Origin of the sequence: Streptomyces achromogenes subsp. achromogenes (genome assembly GCF_000720835.1) — a bacterium.
Classification (GTDB): Bacteria; Actinomycetota; Actinomycetes; order Streptomycetales; family Streptomycetaceae; genus Streptomyces; species Streptomyces achromogenes.
The window spans coordinates 72640-90235 of record NZ_JODT01000002.1 but is presented as its reverse complement, the minus strand read 5'-3'; the positions used below and the strand labels follow the sequence as shown (position 1 = coordinate 90235).

Sequence of the window (17596 nt, the reverse complement as noted above, 5' to 3'; positions counted from 1 at the left end):
CCCCCACCCGGACCACAACGCCGAGGGAACCGATGCAGCACAGCGATCCGACTCGAAGGATCACCGAAGGACTCAGCGACTTCCTGTCCGGCCCGGGCGGCACGCTCGCCCTCGCCCGGATGCAGACACTGGGCCGGCCGAGCACCCGCTCCACCGAGCTGACCGCCCCCACGCCCGCCCCCGGCCGTCTCGCGGTCTGGATCCACGAGGACGGCGTGCTGCGGCGGGACGCCCAGCTCCGCGAGGAATGGCGCTACTGGGCCGACCTGCCCGAGATCACCCTGCGCGCCGGGCACCGCCGCGTGGCCGTCCTCGGGGAGTCCGCCACCCGCGGCTACTTCTTCGACCCGGCGTACTCGCTGGCGAGCCTGATCGACTCCCGGCTCGCCGACAGCGGTGTCGACGTGCTCGACCTCGCCCGCACCAACTGCTCCCTCCAGGAACTGCTGCGGACGGCCGCCGAGGCCCGCGCGCTGGGCGTGGACGCGCTCGTGGTGCACGCCGGGAACAACTGGAACAACGTCGACCCGACGCCCACCGAGCGGCACGAACTGGCCGGACTGCTCGCCGCCGGCGGCTTCCCGGCCGCCACCGCGGCCTTCCGGGAACTGGTCACCGACGTCGCCGCGAGCGCGCTCGACCTGCTGCGCGAGATCGCCGGCGAGACCCCCGTGGTACTGGTCGTCCCGGAGTTCAACCTCGCCGACTGGGTGGACGAGCCCATGCTCGACTGCCCGGCGCTCCCGGAGGGCCGGCAGCCCCGCTGGCTGGAACTGCGCCAGGCGGCCGAACAGGAACTGGCCGCCGGACGGATACGGCAGGCCCGCCCGCTGGTCGACGAGATGCTGCGGCTGGACGGCGGCAGCTCGCCTGTCTCCCACCGGATGGCGGCCCGCTGCGCACCAACCCCCGGCGAGGCGCTGGAGGCACTGCGAGCGGCCAAGGACTCCGTGGTCAGCCCCTTCGCGGTGCACTCCCCGCGCACCCTGACCTCCGTACAGAACCTGCTGCGGGAGCACGGCGACAAGCTCGGCTTCCGGGTGGTCGACCAGCAGGCCCTCTTCCAGGACGGACCGCAGGACGGGCAGCAGGGCGCACCGGGGCGGCGTTACTTCCTCGACTACTGCCATCTGAGCTTCGAGGGCCTGCTGCTCACCGCCGACGCCGCGGTGGCCGCCCTGGCCGACACCCTGACGGTGCCCGCCGGATCCGGAGCGCCCGTCGTGCCCGCCGCCGACCGGCTGGCCCTGGCACACTTCCTGGCCGCCGTGCACAACGCCCACTACGGCCAGGGCGAGGACACCCTGCGCCACCACATCGCGCGGGCGCTGGACGCGGACCCCTCGGTCGCCGAGCGGATCGAGGACTACCTCGACTACCAGACCAGGCGCGCCCCGAACTGGATGTGCTCCTCCTACGAGCGCTCCGCCGAGGACCCGTCGGTGCGCCGCTACCTGGTGGTCGGCGACGGACGGCTGAACGGCAAGCTGGCCGACCACACACTGCGCGAGGTCATGCTGGACGAGCTGGAGCGGCGCGGCCGGCAGGTGCGCGAACGCCACCAGGAGCTGCTGGTGGCCGAGCAGGCCGCCCAGACCGACCTGCTGGCCGATCCCGCGCTGGCCGGCACCTTCAACGAACGGCGGGAGGCCGCCTTCGCCCGCCGGGTCGCCTACCTGCGCGCACACGCGCCGGTGACCCGCTCCACCCTGGTGCTGGCCGATCCCGCACCGCTGACGGTGGACGTGACCTGGCGGCTGCCGGGCCGGGCCCCGGTGAGCGGCGTCCGCCTCACCGTCAACGGCCAGGAGGTGGGCACGGCCGAACTCGGCACCGACTGGCGGACCGACACCTTCGCCGTGGCCCCGGAGCTGCTGCGGCGCGGCCGCAACACCGTCGAGATCCACTGGCCCCTCGCCGGTGACGGCCACGACGGGCTCCTGCTCGACGCCGGGTCCCGGCTGGAATGCGGGGACATCGTCCCGTGCCACCCGGTCCACGGTCACATCAACGACTGGTCGCTCCGCCCGGTCGGGACTGTCGGCGCCCGATGAGCGCCGGCCCGGCCCTGTGGGCACGGCTGAGCTCCGTGCTGATGCTGGAACGGCGCGAGACCAGACTGCTGCTGGCCAGCGCCACCGCCGACTCCTTCGGCACCGGCATCTTCACCGCCACCTCGGTGCTCTTCTTCACCCACGTACGCGGCTTCGACATCACCTCGGTCGGTGTCGCCATCTCGCTCGGCAGCCTCTGCGCGTTCGTGCTCAGCCCCCGGATCGGCAGGCTGGCGGACCGGGTGGGCGCCAAGAAGAGCCTGATCACCCTGTTCGTCATCCGGGCCGCCGGATACGGCCTGTACCTGCTGGCCACGCAGTACTGGCTGTTCGCGGTGCTCGCCTGCGTGGTCACCACGGCCGACCGGTCCAGCCCGGCGATCAACATGACCGTGATGGGCCGGCTGTTCGAGGACAAGGAACGGGCGACCATCCTGGGCACGATGTACACGGCGCGCAACGGGGCGATCGTGCTCGGCTCGCTCGCCGCCACGCTGCCCGTGGTCACCGGCTCCACCTCGCTCTACATGGTGGGCGTGGCGATCAACGCGGCCTCCTTCATCGCCGCGGCGATGCTGGTGGCCCGGCTGGAGGTACCCGAGCCCGCCACCGCGGCGGACGGCGAGAAGCGGGGGCGGCAGCGCGGACCGTCGCCCCTGCGCGACCCGCGCTACCTGGCGATCACCGTGGTCAACGGCGTCGCCATGACCCACAACACGATCCTGTCCCTGGTGCTGCCCCTGTGGGTCACCGAGGCGACACACTCGCCCCACTGGGGCCTGACCACGCTGCTCGCGCTGAACGGCGCGCTGGCGATGGCCGCCCAGGTGCCGGTGAACCGCAGGTTCGCCGACTTCGGCGCCGCACTGCGCGCCGCGGTGCTCGGCGGGGCGGCCGTCTTCGCGGCGTGCCTGGCCTACGCCGTCTCGGGCAGCGTGACGCAGGGGTGGGCGGCCTTGGCGGTCCTGGTGGTCGCCATGATCGCGCACACCGCGGGGGAGTGCCTGTTCACCGCGAGCACGCCGCTCTCCTTCGAACTGGCCCCCAAGGAGTCACTCGGCCAGTACCTGTCGTTCTACAACCTGGGCCGGGTGGGCCAGGACCTGGTCGGGCCGGTGCTCATCGTGGCACCGCTGGTCGAACACGGCACCCCCGTCTGGCTGCTGATCGGTGTGGCGGTGCTGGCGGCCGGCTTCGTGCCGTGGGTCCTGCTGCGCCGGCACACCCTGGCCACGAGCGAACGGGCCGTCGTATGAGCGCGGTCGTCTCCGAGCAGCCGGACACCCTCGGCGGGCTGCCGCAGCGGTCCCCCATCGTGGGCGTGCTCGGCGGGATGGGGCCGGCCGCCACCGCGGACTTCTTCACCAAGCTGGTGCAGGCGACGCCCGCCGCGAAGGACCAGGAACACCTGCGGACCCTGGTGTGGTCGGACGCCACCGTGCCGGACCGCACCGCCGCGATCCTCTCCGACGGACCCAGCCCGCTGCCCCACCTGCGGGAGGGGCTGCGGCTGCTGGAGTCGGCCGGGGCCACCGTGATCGCCATGCCCTGCAACACCGCCCACGCCTATCTGCCGGAGCTGCGCCGCGAGTCCTCGGTGCCCGTGCTCAGCATGGTGGACGCCACCGTGCGGCATCTGCGCCGCTCCGCGCCGGCCGTCTCCAGGGTCGGGCTGCTCGCCACCACCGGGACACTGGTGGCGGGGCTGTACCAGGAGACCCTGCGCGAGCACGGCCTGGACGCGGTCGTCCCGGCGCCGCTGCTCCAGCAGCGGTGCGTGATGCGGGCGGTCCGGCTGGTGAAGGCCGGCCGGCTGGAGGCCGCCGGGCAGAGTCTCGAACCGGCCGTCCGGAACATCACCGAAGCGGGCGCCCAGATCGTCGTCGCGGCGTGCACCGAACTGCCCCTGGTGCTCGGCGGGCGGGCCGGATCCCTCCCCGTGTTCGACTCCACCCTGGCCCTGGCCCGGGAAGTCGTCACCCTCCTGCTGCGTCGCCCGCAGAACGAACACATGAAGGAAGCACTATGACAAAGCGCGTCTGCCTGGTCTCCCCGAAGCCCCCGATGCTCCAGCGGGCCAGGCAGCAGAAGCTCGACGTGGTCTGTGTCTACACCCCGGAGGAGTTCCGCACGGTACCACCGAGCGCCCTGGAGGACGAGACCTGCCTGGTGCTGCGGCACCGCGAGGACCCGCGGGCCATGGTGGAGGCGGTACGGGCCCTGCACGCGCGGGCGCCGTTCAGCGCCGTGTTCACCGTGCAGGAGGAGGGCGTCGTCCCGGCCGCCCTGCTCAATGACGAACTCGGCCTGAACGGCGTGCACTCGGACACCGTGGCGCTGCTGACCGACAAGTGGCGGATGCGCCAGCACACGGCCGCACAGGGCGTCAGCACGGTGCGGGCCGCCCTCGCCACCGACGTCACCGACATCACGGAATTCGGCGCGGCCGTGGGCTACCCGCTGATCGCCAAGCCGGTGGGCGGCTCGGCGAGCCTCGCCATCCACAAGATCGAGAACGCGGCGGAGGCCGAGCGGGTACACGCCGCGCTGGCCGAGGTCGGCATGCACCGGTTCCTGCTGGAGGAGTACCTGGAGGGCCCGGAGATCAGCGTCGACGTCATGTCCTTCGCGGGCCGGCACGTGGTCATCGCCATCGCCGACAAGATCACCGGCGCCGGGTTCCTGGAGTACGGGCACTCCATCCCGGCCGTGCTGGACGCCGGGCTGGAGGCGGAGGTCTCCCGGACGGTCGGTGCGTTCCTGGACTCGGTGGGGCTGCGGGACGGCCTGTCGCACACCGAGGTGAAGCTCACGCCGGCCGGTCCGAAGGTGGTCGAGGGCCACAACCGGCGCGGCGGCGACCGGATCAACACCATGACCGAACTCGTCTACGGCATCGACCTGGAGGCCGCCGGACTGGCCTGGATGACCGGGGAGTCGGAACCGCTCACCGCCCGGCCCGCCGCGAAGTGCGGGGCCGCGGTCGCCTTCTTCGAGGCCGAGCCGGGCCGGGTCGTGGCCATCGACGGCGCCGACGAGGTCCGCGACCATCCCGCCGTCGTCGAGTTCCATCTGCAGTTCGCCGTGGGCCAGGTGGCTCCGCCGGTGCGCTGGTCGCCGGACCGGGCCGGCTACCTCGTGGTGACGGCCGAGACCGGCGAGGCCGCGAGCGCGCTCGCCCGTTCCCTCGCCGGCCGGATCCGGTTCACCACCGAGCCGGTCGACAACGACGCCGACGAACTGCGCCGCCAGCGCGACCTGCTGACGGACCTCGACCAGGCCGACTACGTCGACGTACTGGAGCCGCGCCGCTGACCCCAGCCCGGTCCGCCACCCGGTCCGCCGACCGCCGTCACCCAGTCCGGTCCGCCGTTCACCGAGACTCCGGCCCGGTCCGCCGTCCGCCGTGCCGCCGCCTTCCCGCCGAGGCCCTCTGCTCAGCACCCCCGGCCGGACGGGAGGCGGGGCAGGGTGGCGAAGCACCAACGGTTGGCCGCCAAGGCGTCGTTGGGCTCCGGGCGGGGGCCACGGCCGTGCACGGCGGTGAAGTCGTACGGCGTGCGGGTGGTCACCGTCCAGCCGCGCGCGGTGAGTTCGCCCGCCGTGTCGGGACGCGGCCCGCCGTCGAACAGCGCGAGCAGGTCGATGCCGGCCCGCTGCCGGGCGGCGGCATAGACGGGACCGGCCCGTACCCGCTGGGCTTCGACGCCCAGTTTGACCTCGTAGGCAAGCGAACTGCCCGCGGCGCTCAACCGGTCGATCGTCGCCACGAGGCGGCGTTCGGCCGCCGCCGGGAGGTAGAGCAGCAGCCCCTCGGCGATCCACGCGGTGGGCGCGGCGGGGTCGAAACCCGCCGCCCGCAGAGCCTCGGACCAGTCGAGCCGGAGATCGGCCGGAAGGACCCGGCGCCCGGCCGCGGGGGCGGCGCCGGCCCGGTCGAGTACCGCCTGCTTGAACGTCAGCATCCCGGCGGTGTCCACCTCGTGGACCACACAGTCCGGCGGCCAGTCGAGTCGGAACGCCCGGCAGTCCAGGCCCGCCCCCAGCAGGACCACCTGCCGGACGCCCCGGCGCGCCGCGTGGAGCAGGTGGTCGTCCAGGACGCGGGTGCGCAGGCCGAAGTACCGCCCGAGCCGGCCCCACAGCGGGTCGGCCTCACCGGCGGGCACCTGTTCCGGGCGGACCGGCCAGCCGGCCGAGGCCGGTGCCGCGCGCACGAAGTGCTCCGCGAACGGATCTTGGGCCAGGGCGTCGGGGCGATGGGTCTCGATGGCCCGGGCCGCGGCCACCAGCAGGGCCGTGCGGCCCACACCCACCGCCACCGCGGGGTTCAGTCCGGCGGTCGCGCGCACGTCTCCTCCTCGGCTCGGTACACCGGTGCGGTCCACGCCCGGGCGTCGTCCGCGGTGGTGGTCCGGGCGCCGTAGACCAGCCGCATGAACCGCAGCACCGCGTCGTACGGCAGGTGCAGCGCGGCCGTGCAGTCCGTCAGGACGGTCACGTGGAAGCCCTTCTGGAACGCCGTGCGGGCCGTGGTGTCCACGCACACGTCCGCGTACAGCCCGGCGAGGACCACATGGCCCACGCCCCGCGTGCCGAGGTACTCCTCGAAACCGTCGGACAGGAAGGCGTCGAAGCAGGCACGTTTGGTGAACACCCGCTCGCCCGGGGCCGGGACGACGGCGTGGAACCGCGCGCCCCAGGAACCCTCCAGGCACTTGGGCCGCCTGCCGAGCGTACTCCCGCAACCGCCAGCCGGGCCCCTGGTGTTCAGGGTCGCCGACGAAGCGTACGAAGAGCACCTCGACACCTTGCTCGCGCGCCCGGGCCACCGCCCGGACACAGCCGGCGACAGCCCGTTCCAGCACGGCCGTGTCCGTGCCGAAGCGGGCCCGGGCCGCCGGGCCGGTACAGAAGTCGTTCTGCAGGTCCACGACGACCAGCACCGTCCCGTCCGGTGCCGCGCCGGTCATGACCCGCCGACCAGGGCGTCGCCCTTCGGGGCCCCGCCGGTCCGGGAGGCGTCGAGCAGGGCGAGCAGGGCGTCGACCACGGCGCTGGTGGAGTGCCGGCCGCGGAGGTCCGGGGTGCGCACGCCCCGCTCGTCCAGGGCGCGCAGGGCCCGCTCGGTGGCCCCTACCGCTCCGGGGCACCCGGCGTGGCGTTCCGCGACGAGTGCCGCGGCGCGGATCGTCGCCACCGGGTTGACGAGGTCCCGGCCGGCGAGGTCGTCGGCGGACCCGTGGACCGTCTGGTACTCGACCAGGCCGGACAGCCCGGGATCGAGGCAGACGTTCTCGGTGCAGCGGCTCTCCTGCCGGTCGGAGCCGAACCGGTCGAGCAGCATGACGTGCATGATGTCGGCCCACTCGTTCCCGGCGACGACCAGCGTGCGGTCGGGCAGCCCGTGGGTGATCAGATCGCGGTTGACCGTGTCCGGCTGGAACAGGCCGACGCGTATGCCGAGCCGGTCCGCGAGTTCGGCCACCCAGGCGTCGAGGGCGCCGTCCAGCAGGTGGAACTTGTAGGCCATGACGATGCGGTCGGGCGGTCCGTCCGGCCACTCGCGCCGGGCCCGGCGCACCGCGTACGTGACCACGGCCTCGGTGATCTCCCGGCTGAAGGTCATGGTGCGGGTGACCTCGCCGTGCGTGTGCCGGTTGTCCCCGGTGTAGAACCCCTGGGCCTGGTCGCGCACCAGCAGCAGCGAGCGGCCGGCGCCGGTGAGGAGGTCGACCTTCACGGACCGCAGCCGCTGCCGGACGAGGTAGAGCGACTGGGCGTTCACGGCGGTGCGGAAGATCGCCCGGGTGCCCCGCGCGGCCAGGGTGCGGCAGAACCGCTCGTAATGGTCCGCGTCCTCGGCGGTCAGCGCCTGGATCCTGGCCACGTCCCGTTCGGCGCGCAGCGACTGGTACGAGTGGTAGTGGCGGGGGGAGCGCTCGATGGTCACGCCGTGCGGGTGCCCGGCGGTCAGCGCGCCGAGCACCCGCTCGAAGACGTCCGCGACCTCGGGCCCGGTGCCCCGGCCCACCGCCAGTCCGACGACGGGCCGCACGGTGCCTGTGTCCCCCGCGGGCGCGGCGACTGGGGGAAGGTTCATCGGGCGGCGTCCGCGGTGAGGTGGTCGCCGGGGATGCCGGCCTTCTCCGGGCGGTAGTAGTCCCTGATGCCGTCCGCCCACGTGGTCACGGGGACGCGGTCGCCGCCGACGGGCTCGAAGGCGTCGAACAGGGCGTCGATGTTCGCGCGTCGGAACCCGATGGCCGTCATCAGGGCGGTGAAGTGCGCACGCTCCACGAAGCCGTCACCGTCCGGGTCGCCGATGGTGGCGAGGGCGTCCGCGAACTCGTCGACCGTGGCGTCGAACCGCTGTGGGTCGAGCACGATCGCGGTGAACTCCTCCGGGCTGACGCGCCCGTCACCGTCGGTGTCCAGCTCCCGGACGAGTGTCTCCCAGTAGCGGCGGAAGGCGTCGAGCAGCCTGGTCTTCGCGCTGTCGCCGGCCTCGGGCACCGCCTCGACGACCCGTGTGCCCATCAGCTCGAAGTCGTCCGCTTCCAGGACGCCGTTGCCGTCGGCGTCGAACAGGGAGAAGACGAGCTGGACGCGGTCGTTCGCCTCGGTGGTGGGCATGGTGTGTCCCCTTACGACGGAAGAGCGGTGCGGCGGATGACCGAAGGACTGTCCGGATCGCCGGGGAACCTTCCGGCGGACGCCGGCGGATCCGGCCCTGCGGCCCGACCACTATCGGCACGCCCCCGTCGCCCCGGCGCGGAAAGCCGGGCGCGTGCACACGAAAGAAGGGAATCCGTCGGCCGGCGCATGAAACGCCACCATCCTGGAAAGCGCCCCCAACCCGATGGTCCCTGTCCAACACCCGCCGAAACCAACCCCGTTGGCCATAAAGGTCGTCACCCACACGCGCGGACGACATCGTGGGTGAGGTCGGTGAAGGCGCGCGCCGCGGCACTCCGGTAGGCGTCGGCGCGGGTGAGGAGCGCGACGGTGCGCACCGGCAGGGGCGGGTCGAGAGGGGTGCGGGTGAGGTGGGGGTGGTCCTGGGCGATGGCGTCGGGCAGGACGGTGGCCAGCGTGGTGCGCCGGACGATCGCGATGAGGGCCTGGATGGAGTTGGCCTCCATCGCCGTGCGGGGGCTGATGCCGTGCCGGGCGAAGTAGTCGTCGATATGAGTACGGGTGGCGAAGTCCCCGGTGAGCAGGGCCAGTTGCATCCTGGCGAGTTCCTCCACGGGCAGCGCGCGGCGATCGTCGGCGGGATGACGGGCGCTGGTGACCAAGGTGAGGGCCTCGGTGAACAGCTCGGTGGCGGTGATGCCGGGCAGGTGGGTTCCGGCGAAGGCGATGCCGAGGTCGATCTCGTCGGCCAGCAGGCCGGCCTCGATGCGGTCCTGGGTCATCTCCCGCAGGGTCAGGGTGATGCCCGGGTGACGGCTGTGGAGCTCGGCGGCGAGCGGGCCGGTGAGGTAGGCGGTGAAGGTGGGGGTGACGGCGAGGCGCAGATGACCGCGGGTGAGGTCCCGCACGTCGTGGACGGCGCGTTCGGCGGCGGCGAGGTCGCGCAGGGCGCGGCGGGCGTGGTGGACGTACGCCTCGCCGGCGTCCGTGAGGCGCACGGTACGGCCGGTGCGGTCCAGCAACTGCGCTCCCAGCATCCGTTCGAGCTGCTTGATCTGCTGGGACAGCGTGGGCTGGGAGAGGTGCAGCTCTTCGGCGGCACGGGTGAAGGTGCCGTTCTCCGCCACGGCGAGCAGATAGCGCAGATGACGCAGTTCCAGGGCCATGAGGAAACTATAGATGTGGCCTATAGGAGTCAGGCCCAGCAAGTCTTGGACGCTATGGCCAGCGGTCGTGCAGGGTGGGCTGCGCCGGCCCGACAAGGGCGGCGATCCCCTTCGAGGGGACCGACCCGATCTGAAGGGAAGTGACCCCGTGCATGATCTGGCCGAAGGCGTCGCGCGGTTCCGGCGGGACGTCTTCCCGGCCAAGGAGGGCCTCTTCGCCCGCCTGGCCGGTCAGCACAGCCCGCACACCCTGTTCATCGGCTGCTCGGACGCCCGGGTCGTCCCGGAGCTGATCACCGGCAGTGAGCCGGGCGAGCTGTTCGTCGTCCGCACCGCCGGCAACCTCGTGCCCGCCCACGGCACCGGCCCGGACGGGGTCGCGGCGAGCGTCGAGTACGCCGTCGCGGTCCTGGGCGTGCGGGACGTCGTGGTGTGCGGTCACTCGGCGTGCGGTGCGATGACCGCCCTCGCCCGGGGCCACGACCTGTCCGGCACCCAGGCGATCGCCGGCTGGCTGCGGCACGCCGACGCCGCCCGGGCCCGCGCCGCCCGCACCGGTGACGTCGAGGCGCTGGTACGGCACAACGTGCTGGCGCAACTGGCCAGCCTGGCCACCCACCCCTCGGTCGCCCGCGCCCTGGCGGAGCGGACGCTCACCCTGCACGGCTGGGTCTACGACATCCCCACCGGCCGTGTCGACACCCTCGCCCCCACCGGTCACCCGACCACCTCGGCGTCCTGACCCGCCCTGCTCGCGGACCCGCCGCGACAAACCCCGTAAGGAACGTGACTCTGATGGCACACGCCCAGTTCGACCCCGCCGCCCGCCAGGCCCTCGCCGTGAAGGCGGTCGAGGCCAAGACGCGCAAGAACCTCACCTGGGAGCAGATCGCCGGCGCCGCCGGGCTGTCGGTGGCCTTCACCACAGCCGCCGTACTCGGCCAGCACGCCCTGCCGGAAGAGCCGGCCGAGGCCGTCGCGAAGCTGCTGGACCTGGACGAGGAAGCGGTGATGCTCCTGCGGACCATCCCCACCCGCGGCTCCATCCCCGGCGGTATCCCGACCGACCCGACGATCTACCGCTTCCACGAAATGCTCCAGGTCTACGGCACCACCCTGAAGGCCCTCGTCCACGAGCAGTTCGGTGACGGCATCATCTCCGCGATCAACTTCAAGCTCGACGTGAAGAAGGTCACCGACCCCGAGGGCGGCGAGCGGGCGGTCATCACCCTGGACGGCAAGTACCTGCCGACCAAGCCGTTCTGAGCACACACTCCGTACGCGGACCGCCCCGGCGGAACCGCGGGCCCCGGCGTGAGCCGGACAGGCCGGGGCAGGGGGCCGCGCGGTGCCGTCGGCCGGGGCCGGGCGGAGCGGTGAGAGAATTGCCGGCGTGAAGGCAACAACCAGTGACATCGAGAAGGCGGCCGAGGTGCTGCGCGCCGGGGGCCTGGTGGCCCTGCCGACCGAAACCGTCTACGGTCTGGGCGCCAACGCCGAAGACCCCGCCGCCGTCTCGCGCATCTTCCAGGTCAAGGGGCGCCCGCCCACCCACCCGCTGATCGTCCACATCGGTGGCGCGGAACAGCTGGACGAGTGGGTCGAAGAGGTGCCCGCGACGGCGCGCCTGCTGGCCGAGCACTTCTGGCCGGGCCCCCTCACGCTCGTCCTGCGGCGCGGCCGGCGGGTGCCTCTGGAAGCCACCGGTGGCCTGGAGACGGTGGCCGTGCGTGTGCCCGACCACCCCCTGGCGCTCGCGCTGCTGGAGACCTTCGGCGGCGGTGTCACGGCTCCGTCCGCCAACCGCTTCGGCTCGGTCAGCCCCACCACGGCGCACCACGTCCGCGCGGAGCTCGGTGACGCCGTCGACTTCGTGCTGGACGGCGGCCCCTGCGAGGTCGGCGTCGAGTCGACCATCGTCGACGCCACGGGCGAGGTCCCGAGCATCCTCCGGCCCGGCGGAGTGACGCGCGAGGACCTCGAAGCGGTGCTGGGGCGCCCGGTCGCCGTGCCCGCCACGAGCCAGGTCCGGGTGCCGGGCCAGCACCCGTCCCACTACGCGCCGCGCGCGCGGGTCGTCCTCGTCGAGCCGGAGAAGGTCGTCGCCGAAGCGGAGCAAGCGCAGGAGCTGGGGCATCGCGTCGGTGTCCTGCTTCCGCCCTCGCTCGCCGGCGCCCCGGTGAAGACGCACGTCGTGGAGACCGTCCCCGCTTCGATGGCCGCCTACGCGCGCGGGCTGTACGGGCTCCTGCGCGAGCTCGACCAGCGGGGCTGCGACCTCATCGTGGCGTCCCTGCCGGCGGAGGAGGGGCTGGGACTCGCGATCGCCAACCGGCTCCGCCGCGCCGCAGGACCCCGGCCTTTGTGACTGATCGTTCCAAAACGAGGTACCGGGGCCGTCGCGAGCGCGATGCTTCCCGAAGCGAATAGCCGGAGCGCCGGACGAGCCGGCGCGCGTCCCCCGGCGGCTCCCGCGCAGGCGGGAGCCGCCGGGGGACGCCGCTTTTCGCTGCCGACGTCGCTCGAACCCCGGCACGGCCGGGGCGAGCCGGCCGGTGCGGCCACCCTTGACGGCGGATCAGCGGGCTCACATACTGACGGCCAAATCGATGTGGCCAAATCGATTTGGCTCTCCGTCCAGGGCCGGATCGCGGCTGAGATCGATCTGCGCGGCGCGGGCTGGATCACCGGGGCGAGGCTCGCCGCCACCCCGGCCGGGCTGGCGGTGCTCTGGATGGTCCCGGAACGCGGCCTCGGCGTGTTCGTGGGCGTCTCCACCGTGCTCGCGGCCGTCGTGAGCCTGGCCGCGCCCGCGTTCACCCCCGGCCGGGCCGCCTACGTCGGAGCGGGCGCGGTGACCGGGCTGACGGAGACCGCGACCGGTGTCGGCGGGCCTCCGCTCGCGCTGGTCTACCAGCACCGGCCGCCCGCCGAACTGCGCTCCACCGTCGCCGCGTGCTTCCTCGTCGGCGAAGTCGCCTCCCTGGCGCTGCTGTTCGGAACCGGGAAGGCGCAGCCGACGGAGCTCGGCCGGGCCGCCCTCCTGCTGCCGGCGATCGCCGCCGGCGCGTGGCTGAGCCGACTGGTGCACCACCGGCTCGACGCACGCAGGATGCGCCTGTTCGTCCTGGTCTTCGCACTGGTCTCCGGGCTCGTCCTGATGCTCGGGGCCTGACGACGGTCCGGACGGGACCGGTCTCAGGTCCGGGCGGCCCGGACGGACGACGCCCGGGCGATCACCCGCGGCTCGGGGGACACCGCCACCGACGGTACGGCGGTGTCCCCGCGCAGCCGCCCCAGCAGCAGCTCCACCGCGTCGGACGCCGCCCGGTCCAGGTGCAGATCGACCGCGGTGAGCGGCGGTTCGCAGGTGCGGGCGCGCAGGCCGTCGTAGCGGGTCACCACCATGACGTCGTCCGGTACGGACCGCCCGCTGTCCCGGACCGCCCGGACCGCACCCACCGCGAAGGCGTCCACCAGCGCGCAGACCGCGTCGATGCCGGGATGCTCGGTGAGCAGGGCGGCGCACCGCTCGTAGCCGGCCTGCTCGCCGCCGGACTCGGCGACCCGCGCCACGATCGGTGTCCAGCCGTACTCCTCCGCGAGCTGCTCGTACGCGGCGATCGCGTCCACGGACGAGTGCCGCGAACCGGCGCCCACGATCAGCGCCGGCCGCACGGCACCCCGCTCGCGCAGGTGCCGCAGCAGCAGCTCCGCGACCAACCGGCCGCGCAGATCGACGTACGGGATGTCCTCCTCGGCCGCCACCGGCCGGCCCAGCGCCACATACGGCAGCCCGCGCTCACGCAGTTGGGCCGCCGCCGCGTCCTCGGCTTCCGGCTCGACCACGATGGCCCCGTCGATGTCGACGGAGTACAGCGCCGAGCCCGATTGCACGGGCGGCACGAGCACGAGCGCGTAGTCGTACAGCAGGGCGCGCTCCGCGGCGGCCGCCGCGACCTCCATGTAGAAGCCGAGCCGGGACGGCCCGCCCGCCACCGCGAACGGCATCGAGGAGGCGAGCGCGATCACCTTCGCCTGCCCGCGCCGCAACCGCTGTGCCCGCAGATTGGGCCGGTAGCCGAGATCGGCCGCGACCTGCCGGACGCGCTCCCTCGTCCGGGGATCGACCTTGCCGAGCCCATTGAGGGCATGGGACACGGTCGTACGCGAAACCCCGGCGACGCGTGCGACATCCGCGATCGTCGGCGGCTTCGCACCGGGGGCGGACGTAGCCATCTGCGCGGACACTCCTCACTGACGAGAACAGCAGACCCACCCATCTTCCCCGACCGTGCCTTCCCTCCCACCGTCCGTGGCATGACGCACCGATGATCTCTTCGACAGAGCGAGGATCGCCCGCTGGCATGAGCGATGGACATCGGAGCAGGCGGCGATCTGGGCCATCGCGCGCCTCGGCGAGCGGCCCATGGGGATGATCGGCTGGGGGGACATCGATCTCAGGGGCGGGAGCGCCGAGATCCTGTACTGGCTGCTGCCGGCCGGTCGTGGCGGCGGCGTCATGACCGACGCCACCGTACGTATCAGCCGGTGGGCCGTGGACGATCTGGGCCTGCACCGGCTGCGCCTCACCCACTCCGTGGCCAACCCGGCGTCCTGCCGGGTGGCGACGAAGGCCGGCTTCGCCTTGGAGGGCACTATGCGCCGTGCCCTCCTGCACGCGGACGGGTGGCACGACGAACACCTCCATGCCCGTGTACGCGGCGACGAGTGGCCCGGTGAATGAGCCCAGCCGGCCCTGGCGCGCGGCCCGGGTCTTGATACTGGCGAGTGGCTCCGAGCCGCCGCTACCCGGTGGTCCCGTCGTCCGGTGTGGAGTGCAGGAGGCCGGCGGAGCGGAGGTGTTCGAGGAAGGTGTGGACGTCGGATTCCGCCTGTGCGTGTCCGATGCCGTACCGGGACACCAGATGCTCCGCGGTCGTGCGGGGATCCGATCCTCGCGTGAGGTGCTCCAGGATCGCCGCCGCGGTGGTGTTCAGCTGCCAGTACCGTCCGCCGCGCTCGTCCAGGAGGATCAGTCCGTCGTCGGTCGCGACGGTCGTCACATGGGAGTGCAGTCGGGTGCTCCGTGTCATGGACGGACCTCCCCTGCCCGGGAGTGGCTTTCGACCGTGATCAGTGGCCGCCACAGGGTGGTGTCGGTGCTCTCCCCGACCGCGGTCCCCTCCGCCTCCACCCAGGCGTGCGCGCGGAAAGGCATCGTACGGACCCCGACCCGCCACGTCGGCCACGCGCCCCGCACACGGCACAGCAGGGCGATGGCCACGGACCGCTGGAGACAGCCGTCACCGGCGCACATGACGCTCACCCTGAGGACCGCCGCTCGCGCCGCCGCCGCCTCGTCGTAGGTCGCCGGTCTCGCTCCCTTGGCCAAGCGGGTCAGCACGCGCCGCACGTCGCGGGGCGGCCGGCGCGTCAGGAGGCGTGCCGCGCCGACGGCCAGCACCGCGCACAGTCGCCGTCCCGGAGTCAGGGGCCGCTGATCCCCGGGCCGCGTCAGGGCCGCACCTCTCGCTTTCCTCACCTTGTTCCTCCGGTAGGTGTGTCACGGGCCGGGCCCGCCGGGCACGGTGCCGCCGGCGGCGATGCGAGACGTGGGCGACAGGCGGCCACGCAGCCAGGACTCGCAGTTCAGCGTCAGGATGAGGGCAGCCGGCAGGGGCCCTGGCCGCTGCGGGGCCAGGCACGCCTGCCGCAGTTCCCCGGCGTCGATCAGTCCCATCCCGGCCAGCAGCGAGTCGTCGCACAGCGCCGCGAGCCTGTGCCGCTGACCGCGCAGGGCCGTGTGGACGTCCTCGGCCATGTCGTTCTTCGTGGACCGCTGGAGCATCCCGCGGGGCACGGCCGGCTCCAGGGCTTCCCGCAGGAGCGGTTTGAACTCCCAGGGGCTGGAACGTTCCTCGGGGCGGGTCGCCAGGCAGATCTCCACCACACGGTCGTCGAGATAGGGCGTGGCGGTCTGCACACCCGCCTCGGCCGTCAGCTGGTTGACCAGCCGGGCGATCCGTCCGGACGTCCTGATGTTCTCCAGGGCCAGGTGCTGCGTACGGGTCTCGGCCAGCGGCCGGGCCCGGCGGGCCGCGTCGGTCAGGGCATCCGCCACCGCCTGTGCGGCCTGCGCGGTGATCCACGGGGGGAGCCGCAGGGTCTGGTGCCACAGGGGCGGGGGAACGCGCCACTGGCCGGGCATCGGCGAGCGCAGGTGCCGGGCGCTGTGCGCGAGCCACGCCCCGTACGGGCGGCGGTCGCTGACCATCCGCCAGGTCTGCCGCACCGACCACCGCCGCAAACCCCTCTGTCCGTAGAGGTGGTTGAGGGCCGACAAGGGGTGTTGCCGGATCAGCGTGTGCACGTACGACGGCGGGGCCGTCAGGACCTCGTCACCACCGTGGCCCGTCAGGTGCAGCCGGGAGCCGGCCGACCGGGCGAGGCGCGCCAGCTCCAGGAAGCGCGCGCTCTGCAGCCCCTGGAAGGGCTCGTCATGGCGGGGCCGGCTGTCGAAGAGCCCTTCCAGGGCATGGGGCAGTCCGCCCGCGCCGATCAGCCTGTGGTCGGCGCCCGGCATGTGACCCGCGGCTCGTACCGCCGCCCCGGTGTCGTCGTCCTCACTGGTGAGACCGGTCAGGGTGAGGGCGACGAGCCGGGTCGCCCGCTGCCACGCCAGATAGGCGACCGGGGTGGAGTCGAGCCCGCCGGACAGGTCGCAGCTGACGACCGCGCCGGTCTCGACCCGGGCGTGTACGGCGGTGCGGAGAGCCTCACGCAGCAGGACGGCGGTCTGCGCCCGCGTCGACTCGGGGCGCGGCGGACTCCATCGCCGCCCGGTCCGTGCCCTGCCGTCCGGGGTCAGTTCGAGGAAGTGGTCCCCGGGCAGGGAGCGGACACCCTGCCACACGGTCGTCTCCGACAGCGGATGCGGTACGCCGGGCAGGAGCAGCCGCAGGGCCAGTGCGGTCTCGTCCAGTGCGGTGGCGCCGACGGCCAGGGTGTCCGCGCGATTCGACGCCAGCGCCCTTGCGTCGTAGAACAGCCGCCGGGTGTGGGCCAAGGTGCCCCACGCGCGGACCGTTCCACCGGCGGAGACGACGACATGATGGCTGCCCGGGAGGCTGGACGCGGCCCTTTGCATGTCCGCCGGCGTCCGTGCGCCGGCCAGGCGGCTCTCCAGCAGGCGCCGGTCCACCGGGCAGAAGCCCAGCACCGCGACGGTTCCCGTAGGGGTACGGCTCACCAGGAGCCGGTCGCCGTGGAGTACGCCGACGACCAGCGGCCGTCCCGACGGATGAGTGGCCAGGACCTCGGTGCCCGGGGCGGTGGGGGCGCGGACGCCGTCGCAGTCGGGAAGGACGACGAACTCGCCCTCACCGCCCGGTTCGTGGGTGTCCGGCACGGTCAGGACCTCAGTCCCACAGCCAGATGGTGTCCCAGGTCTGGGAACCGATGCCGTTGGTCAGCTCCGTGAACTCCCCGAGTTCGACCATGATCGGGGACTCGTACTCCTCACCCGCCACTTCGGGGTTCTTCTCCATCGTGTTCCTCCTTCCAGCGGCCCGCGGAGAGCCGCTACGGGGCCTGGTGCCATGAAGGGCAATGACCATCCTTCAGCATGAACACCTGGAGCGGGGCGGGAATTTGGCTACTCTTCGTGCCAATATGCTTCTTTCTGTATATAGGTCATAAGTACGACATCGATGGCGGTTGATGCCGTGGGCGACC

At 73.0% G+C, this 17596-nt stretch carries 18 protein-coding genes and 2 pseudogenes; 9 read left to right on the top strand and 11 right to left on the bottom strand.

Going from position 1 to position 17596, the window contains the following annotated elements; genetic code table 11:
- The first annotated feature begins 32 nt into the window (after nucleotides 1-32).
- From IH25_RS0102300 to IH25_RS0102285, 4 genes are read left to right on the top strand one after another with little or no spacing between them, the layout of a single operon-like run.
- Nucleotides 33-2054, top strand: coding sequence for a hypothetical protein (locus tag IH25_RS0102300; protein WP_030601938.1), 2022 nt, complete (start codon nucleotides 33-35; stop codon nucleotides 2052-2054).
- Complete coding sequence (locus IH25_RS0102295) at nucleotides 2051-3310, top strand: MFS transporter (protein WP_030601936.1); 1260 nt, start codon at nucleotides 2051-2053, stop codon at nucleotides 3308-3310. The genes IH25_RS0102300 and IH25_RS0102295 overlap by 4 nt, the downstream gene beginning before the upstream one ends.
- Nucleotides 3307-4083, top strand: a complete 777-nt coding sequence (gene cuyB / locus IH25_RS0102290) for a cysteate racemase (RefSeq protein ID WP_063755123.1) — start codon at nucleotides 3307-3309, stop codon at nucleotides 4081-4083. The genes IH25_RS0102295 and cuyB overlap by 4 nt, the downstream gene beginning before the upstream one ends.
- A complete protein-coding gene (locus IH25_RS0102285) occupies nucleotides 4080-5369 on the top strand; it encodes an ATP-grasp domain-containing protein (RefSeq protein WP_051753643.1) in 1290 nt (429 codons plus the stop codon). The genes cuyB and IH25_RS0102285 overlap by 4 nt, the downstream gene beginning before the upstream one ends.
- Nucleotides 5370-5491: 122 nt before the next feature.
- Here the strand turns inward: IH25_RS0102285 and IH25_RS42030 are convergent, their stop codons facing one another.
- The 6 genes and pseudogenes from IH25_RS42030 to cynR all read right to left on the bottom strand — a co-directional run bounded on the left by IH25_RS42030 (nucleotide 5492) and on the right by cynR (nucleotide 9859).
- Nucleotides 5492-6406, bottom strand: a complete 915-nt coding sequence (locus IH25_RS42030) for an SAM-dependent methyltransferase (protein WP_245172661.1) — start codon at nucleotides 6404-6406, stop codon at nucleotides 5492-5494.
- A complete protein-coding gene (locus tag IH25_RS42025; RefSeq protein ID WP_342447326.1) occupies nucleotides 6385-6864 on the bottom strand; it encodes a cysteine hydrolase family protein in 480 nt (159 codons plus the stop codon). The genes IH25_RS42030 and IH25_RS42025 overlap by 22 nt, the downstream gene beginning before the upstream one ends.
- Before the next feature lies 1 nt (nucleotide 6865).
- Nucleotides 6866-7027 (bottom strand): annotated as a pseudogene (locus tag IH25_RS42925) (hypothetical protein); the annotation flags it as partial.
- On the bottom strand, nucleotides 7024-8112 hold the full coding sequence (locus IH25_RS0102270) for an isocitrate/isopropylmalate family dehydrogenase (RefSeq protein ID WP_030601927.1): 1089 nt from the start codon (nucleotides 8110-8112) through the stop codon (nucleotides 7024-7026). The pseudogene IH25_RS42925 and the gene IH25_RS0102270, both read right to left, overlap by 4 nt.
- 41 nt (nucleotides 8113-8153) lie before the next feature.
- Nucleotides 8154-8690, bottom strand: a complete 537-nt coding sequence (locus tag IH25_RS0102265) for an EF-hand domain-containing protein (protein ID WP_030601926.1) — start codon at nucleotides 8688-8690, stop codon at nucleotides 8154-8156.
- Between the two features lie 278 nt (nucleotides 8691-8968).
- Entirely contained in the window at nucleotides 8969-9859 is an 891-nt protein-coding gene (cynR, locus tag IH25_RS0102260; protein WP_030601922.1) for a transcriptional regulator CynR, read from the bottom strand.
- Nucleotides 9860-10007: 148 nt separating this feature from the next.
- Between cynR and IH25_RS0102255 the strand changes: the two genes are divergently transcribed.
- From IH25_RS0102255 to IH25_RS0102240, 4 genes are all read left to right on the top strand, one after another.
- A complete protein-coding gene (locus IH25_RS0102255; protein ID WP_030601919.1) occupies nucleotides 10008-10601 on the top strand; it encodes a carbonic anhydrase in 594 nt (197 codons plus the stop codon).
- Between the two features lie 53 nt (nucleotides 10602-10654).
- Entirely contained in the window at nucleotides 10655-11125 is a 471-nt protein-coding gene (gene cynS / locus IH25_RS0102250) for a cyanase (protein ID WP_030601917.1), read from the top strand.
- 127 nt (nucleotides 11126-11252) lie between these two features.
- Entirely contained in the window at nucleotides 11253-12227 is a 975-nt protein-coding gene (locus tag IH25_RS0102245) for an L-threonylcarbamoyladenylate synthase (protein WP_030601914.1), read from the top strand.
- Nucleotides 12228-12470: 243 nt separating this feature from the next.
- Nucleotides 12471-13034, top strand: a complete 564-nt coding sequence (locus IH25_RS0102240; protein ID WP_245172660.1) for a sulfite exporter TauE/SafE family protein — start codon at nucleotides 12471-12473, stop codon at nucleotides 13032-13034.
- A 23-nt stretch (nucleotides 13035-13057) separates the two neighbouring features.
- Here the strand turns inward: IH25_RS0102240 and IH25_RS0102235 are convergent, their stop codons facing one another.
- Nucleotides 13058-14098, bottom strand: coding sequence for a LacI family DNA-binding transcriptional regulator (locus tag IH25_RS0102235; protein ID WP_030601908.1), 1041 nt, complete (start codon nucleotides 14096-14098; stop codon nucleotides 13058-13060).
- A gap of 106 nt (nucleotides 14099-14204) precedes the next feature.
- Between IH25_RS0102235 and IH25_RS0102230 the strand changes: the two are divergent.
- Nucleotides 14205-14606, top strand: a pseudogene (locus IH25_RS0102230) (GNAT family N-acetyltransferase); the annotation flags it as partial.
- Between the two features lie 61 nt (nucleotides 14607-14667).
- Here IH25_RS0102230 and IH25_RS0102225 read toward each other — a convergent pair.
- From IH25_RS0102225 to IH25_RS40430, 4 genes are all read right to left on the bottom strand, one after another.
- The gene (locus IH25_RS0102225; protein WP_037654159.1) at nucleotides 14668-14955 is read right to left on the bottom strand and encodes a lasso peptide biosynthesis PqqD family chaperone; all 288 of its coding nucleotides are present in this window, start codon (nucleotides 14953-14955) and stop codon (nucleotides 14668-14670) included.
- Nucleotides 14952-15326, bottom strand: coding sequence for a lasso peptide biosynthesis B2 protein (locus IH25_RS0102220; RefSeq protein WP_342447323.1), 375 nt, complete (start codon nucleotides 15324-15326; stop codon nucleotides 14952-14954). Before IH25_RS0102220 ends, IH25_RS0102225 begins: the two co-directional genes overlap by 4 nt.
- 99 nt (nucleotides 15327-15425) lie before the next feature.
- Nucleotides 15426-17270, bottom strand: a complete 1845-nt coding sequence (locus tag IH25_RS0102215; protein WP_051753637.1) for an asparagine synthase-related protein — start codon at nucleotides 17268-17270, stop codon at nucleotides 15426-15428.
- Nucleotides 17271-17280: 10 nt separating this feature from the next.
- Nucleotides 17281-17409, bottom strand: a complete 129-nt coding sequence (locus IH25_RS40430) for a lasso RiPP family leader peptide-containing protein (protein ID WP_157846923.1) — start codon at nucleotides 17407-17409, stop codon at nucleotides 17281-17283.
- Nucleotides 17410-17596: the final 187 nt, after the last annotated feature.

What these genes read in the sequence shown, in the direction of transcription:
- IH25_RS40430 (WP_157846923.1), bottom strand. Translation starts at nt 17,409, where the DNA reads ATGGAGAAGAACCCCGAAGTGGCGGGTGAGGAGTACGAGTCCCCGATC.
- cynS (WP_030601917.1), top strand. Translation starts at nt 10,655, where the DNA reads ATGGCACACGCCCAGTTCGACCCCGCCGCCCGCCAGGCCCTCGCCGTG.
- IH25_RS0102300 (WP_030601938.1), top strand. Translation starts at nt 33, where the DNA reads ATGCAGCACAGCGATCCGACTCGAAGGATCACCGAAGGACTCAGCGAC.
- IH25_RS0102225 (WP_037654159.1), bottom strand. Translation starts at nt 14,955, where the DNA reads ATGACACGGAGCACCCGACTGCACTCCCATGTGACGACCGTCGCGACC.
- IH25_RS0102265 (WP_030601926.1), bottom strand. Translation starts at nt 8,690, where the DNA reads ATGCCCACCACCGAGGCGAACGACCGCGTCCAGCTCGTCTTCTCCCTG.
- IH25_RS0102235 (WP_030601908.1), bottom strand. Translation starts at nt 14,098, where the DNA reads ATGGCTACGTCCGCCCCCGGTGCGAAGCCGCCGACGATCGCGGATGTC.
- IH25_RS0102285 (WP_051753643.1), top strand. Translation starts at nt 4,080, where the DNA reads ATGACAAAGCGCGTCTGCCTGGTCTCCCCGAAGCCCCCGATGCTCCAG.
- IH25_RS0102295 (WP_030601936.1), top strand. Translation starts at nt 2,051, where the DNA reads ATGAGCGCCGGCCCGGCCCTGTGGGCACGGCTGAGCTCCGTGCTGATG.
- cynR (WP_030601922.1), bottom strand. Translation starts at nt 9,859, where the DNA reads ATGGCCCTGGAACTGCGTCATCTGCGCTATCTGCTCGCCGTGGCGGAG.
- cuyB (WP_063755123.1), top strand. Translation starts at nt 3,307, where the DNA reads ATGAGCGCGGTCGTCTCCGAGCAGCCGGACACCCTCGGCGGGCTGCCG.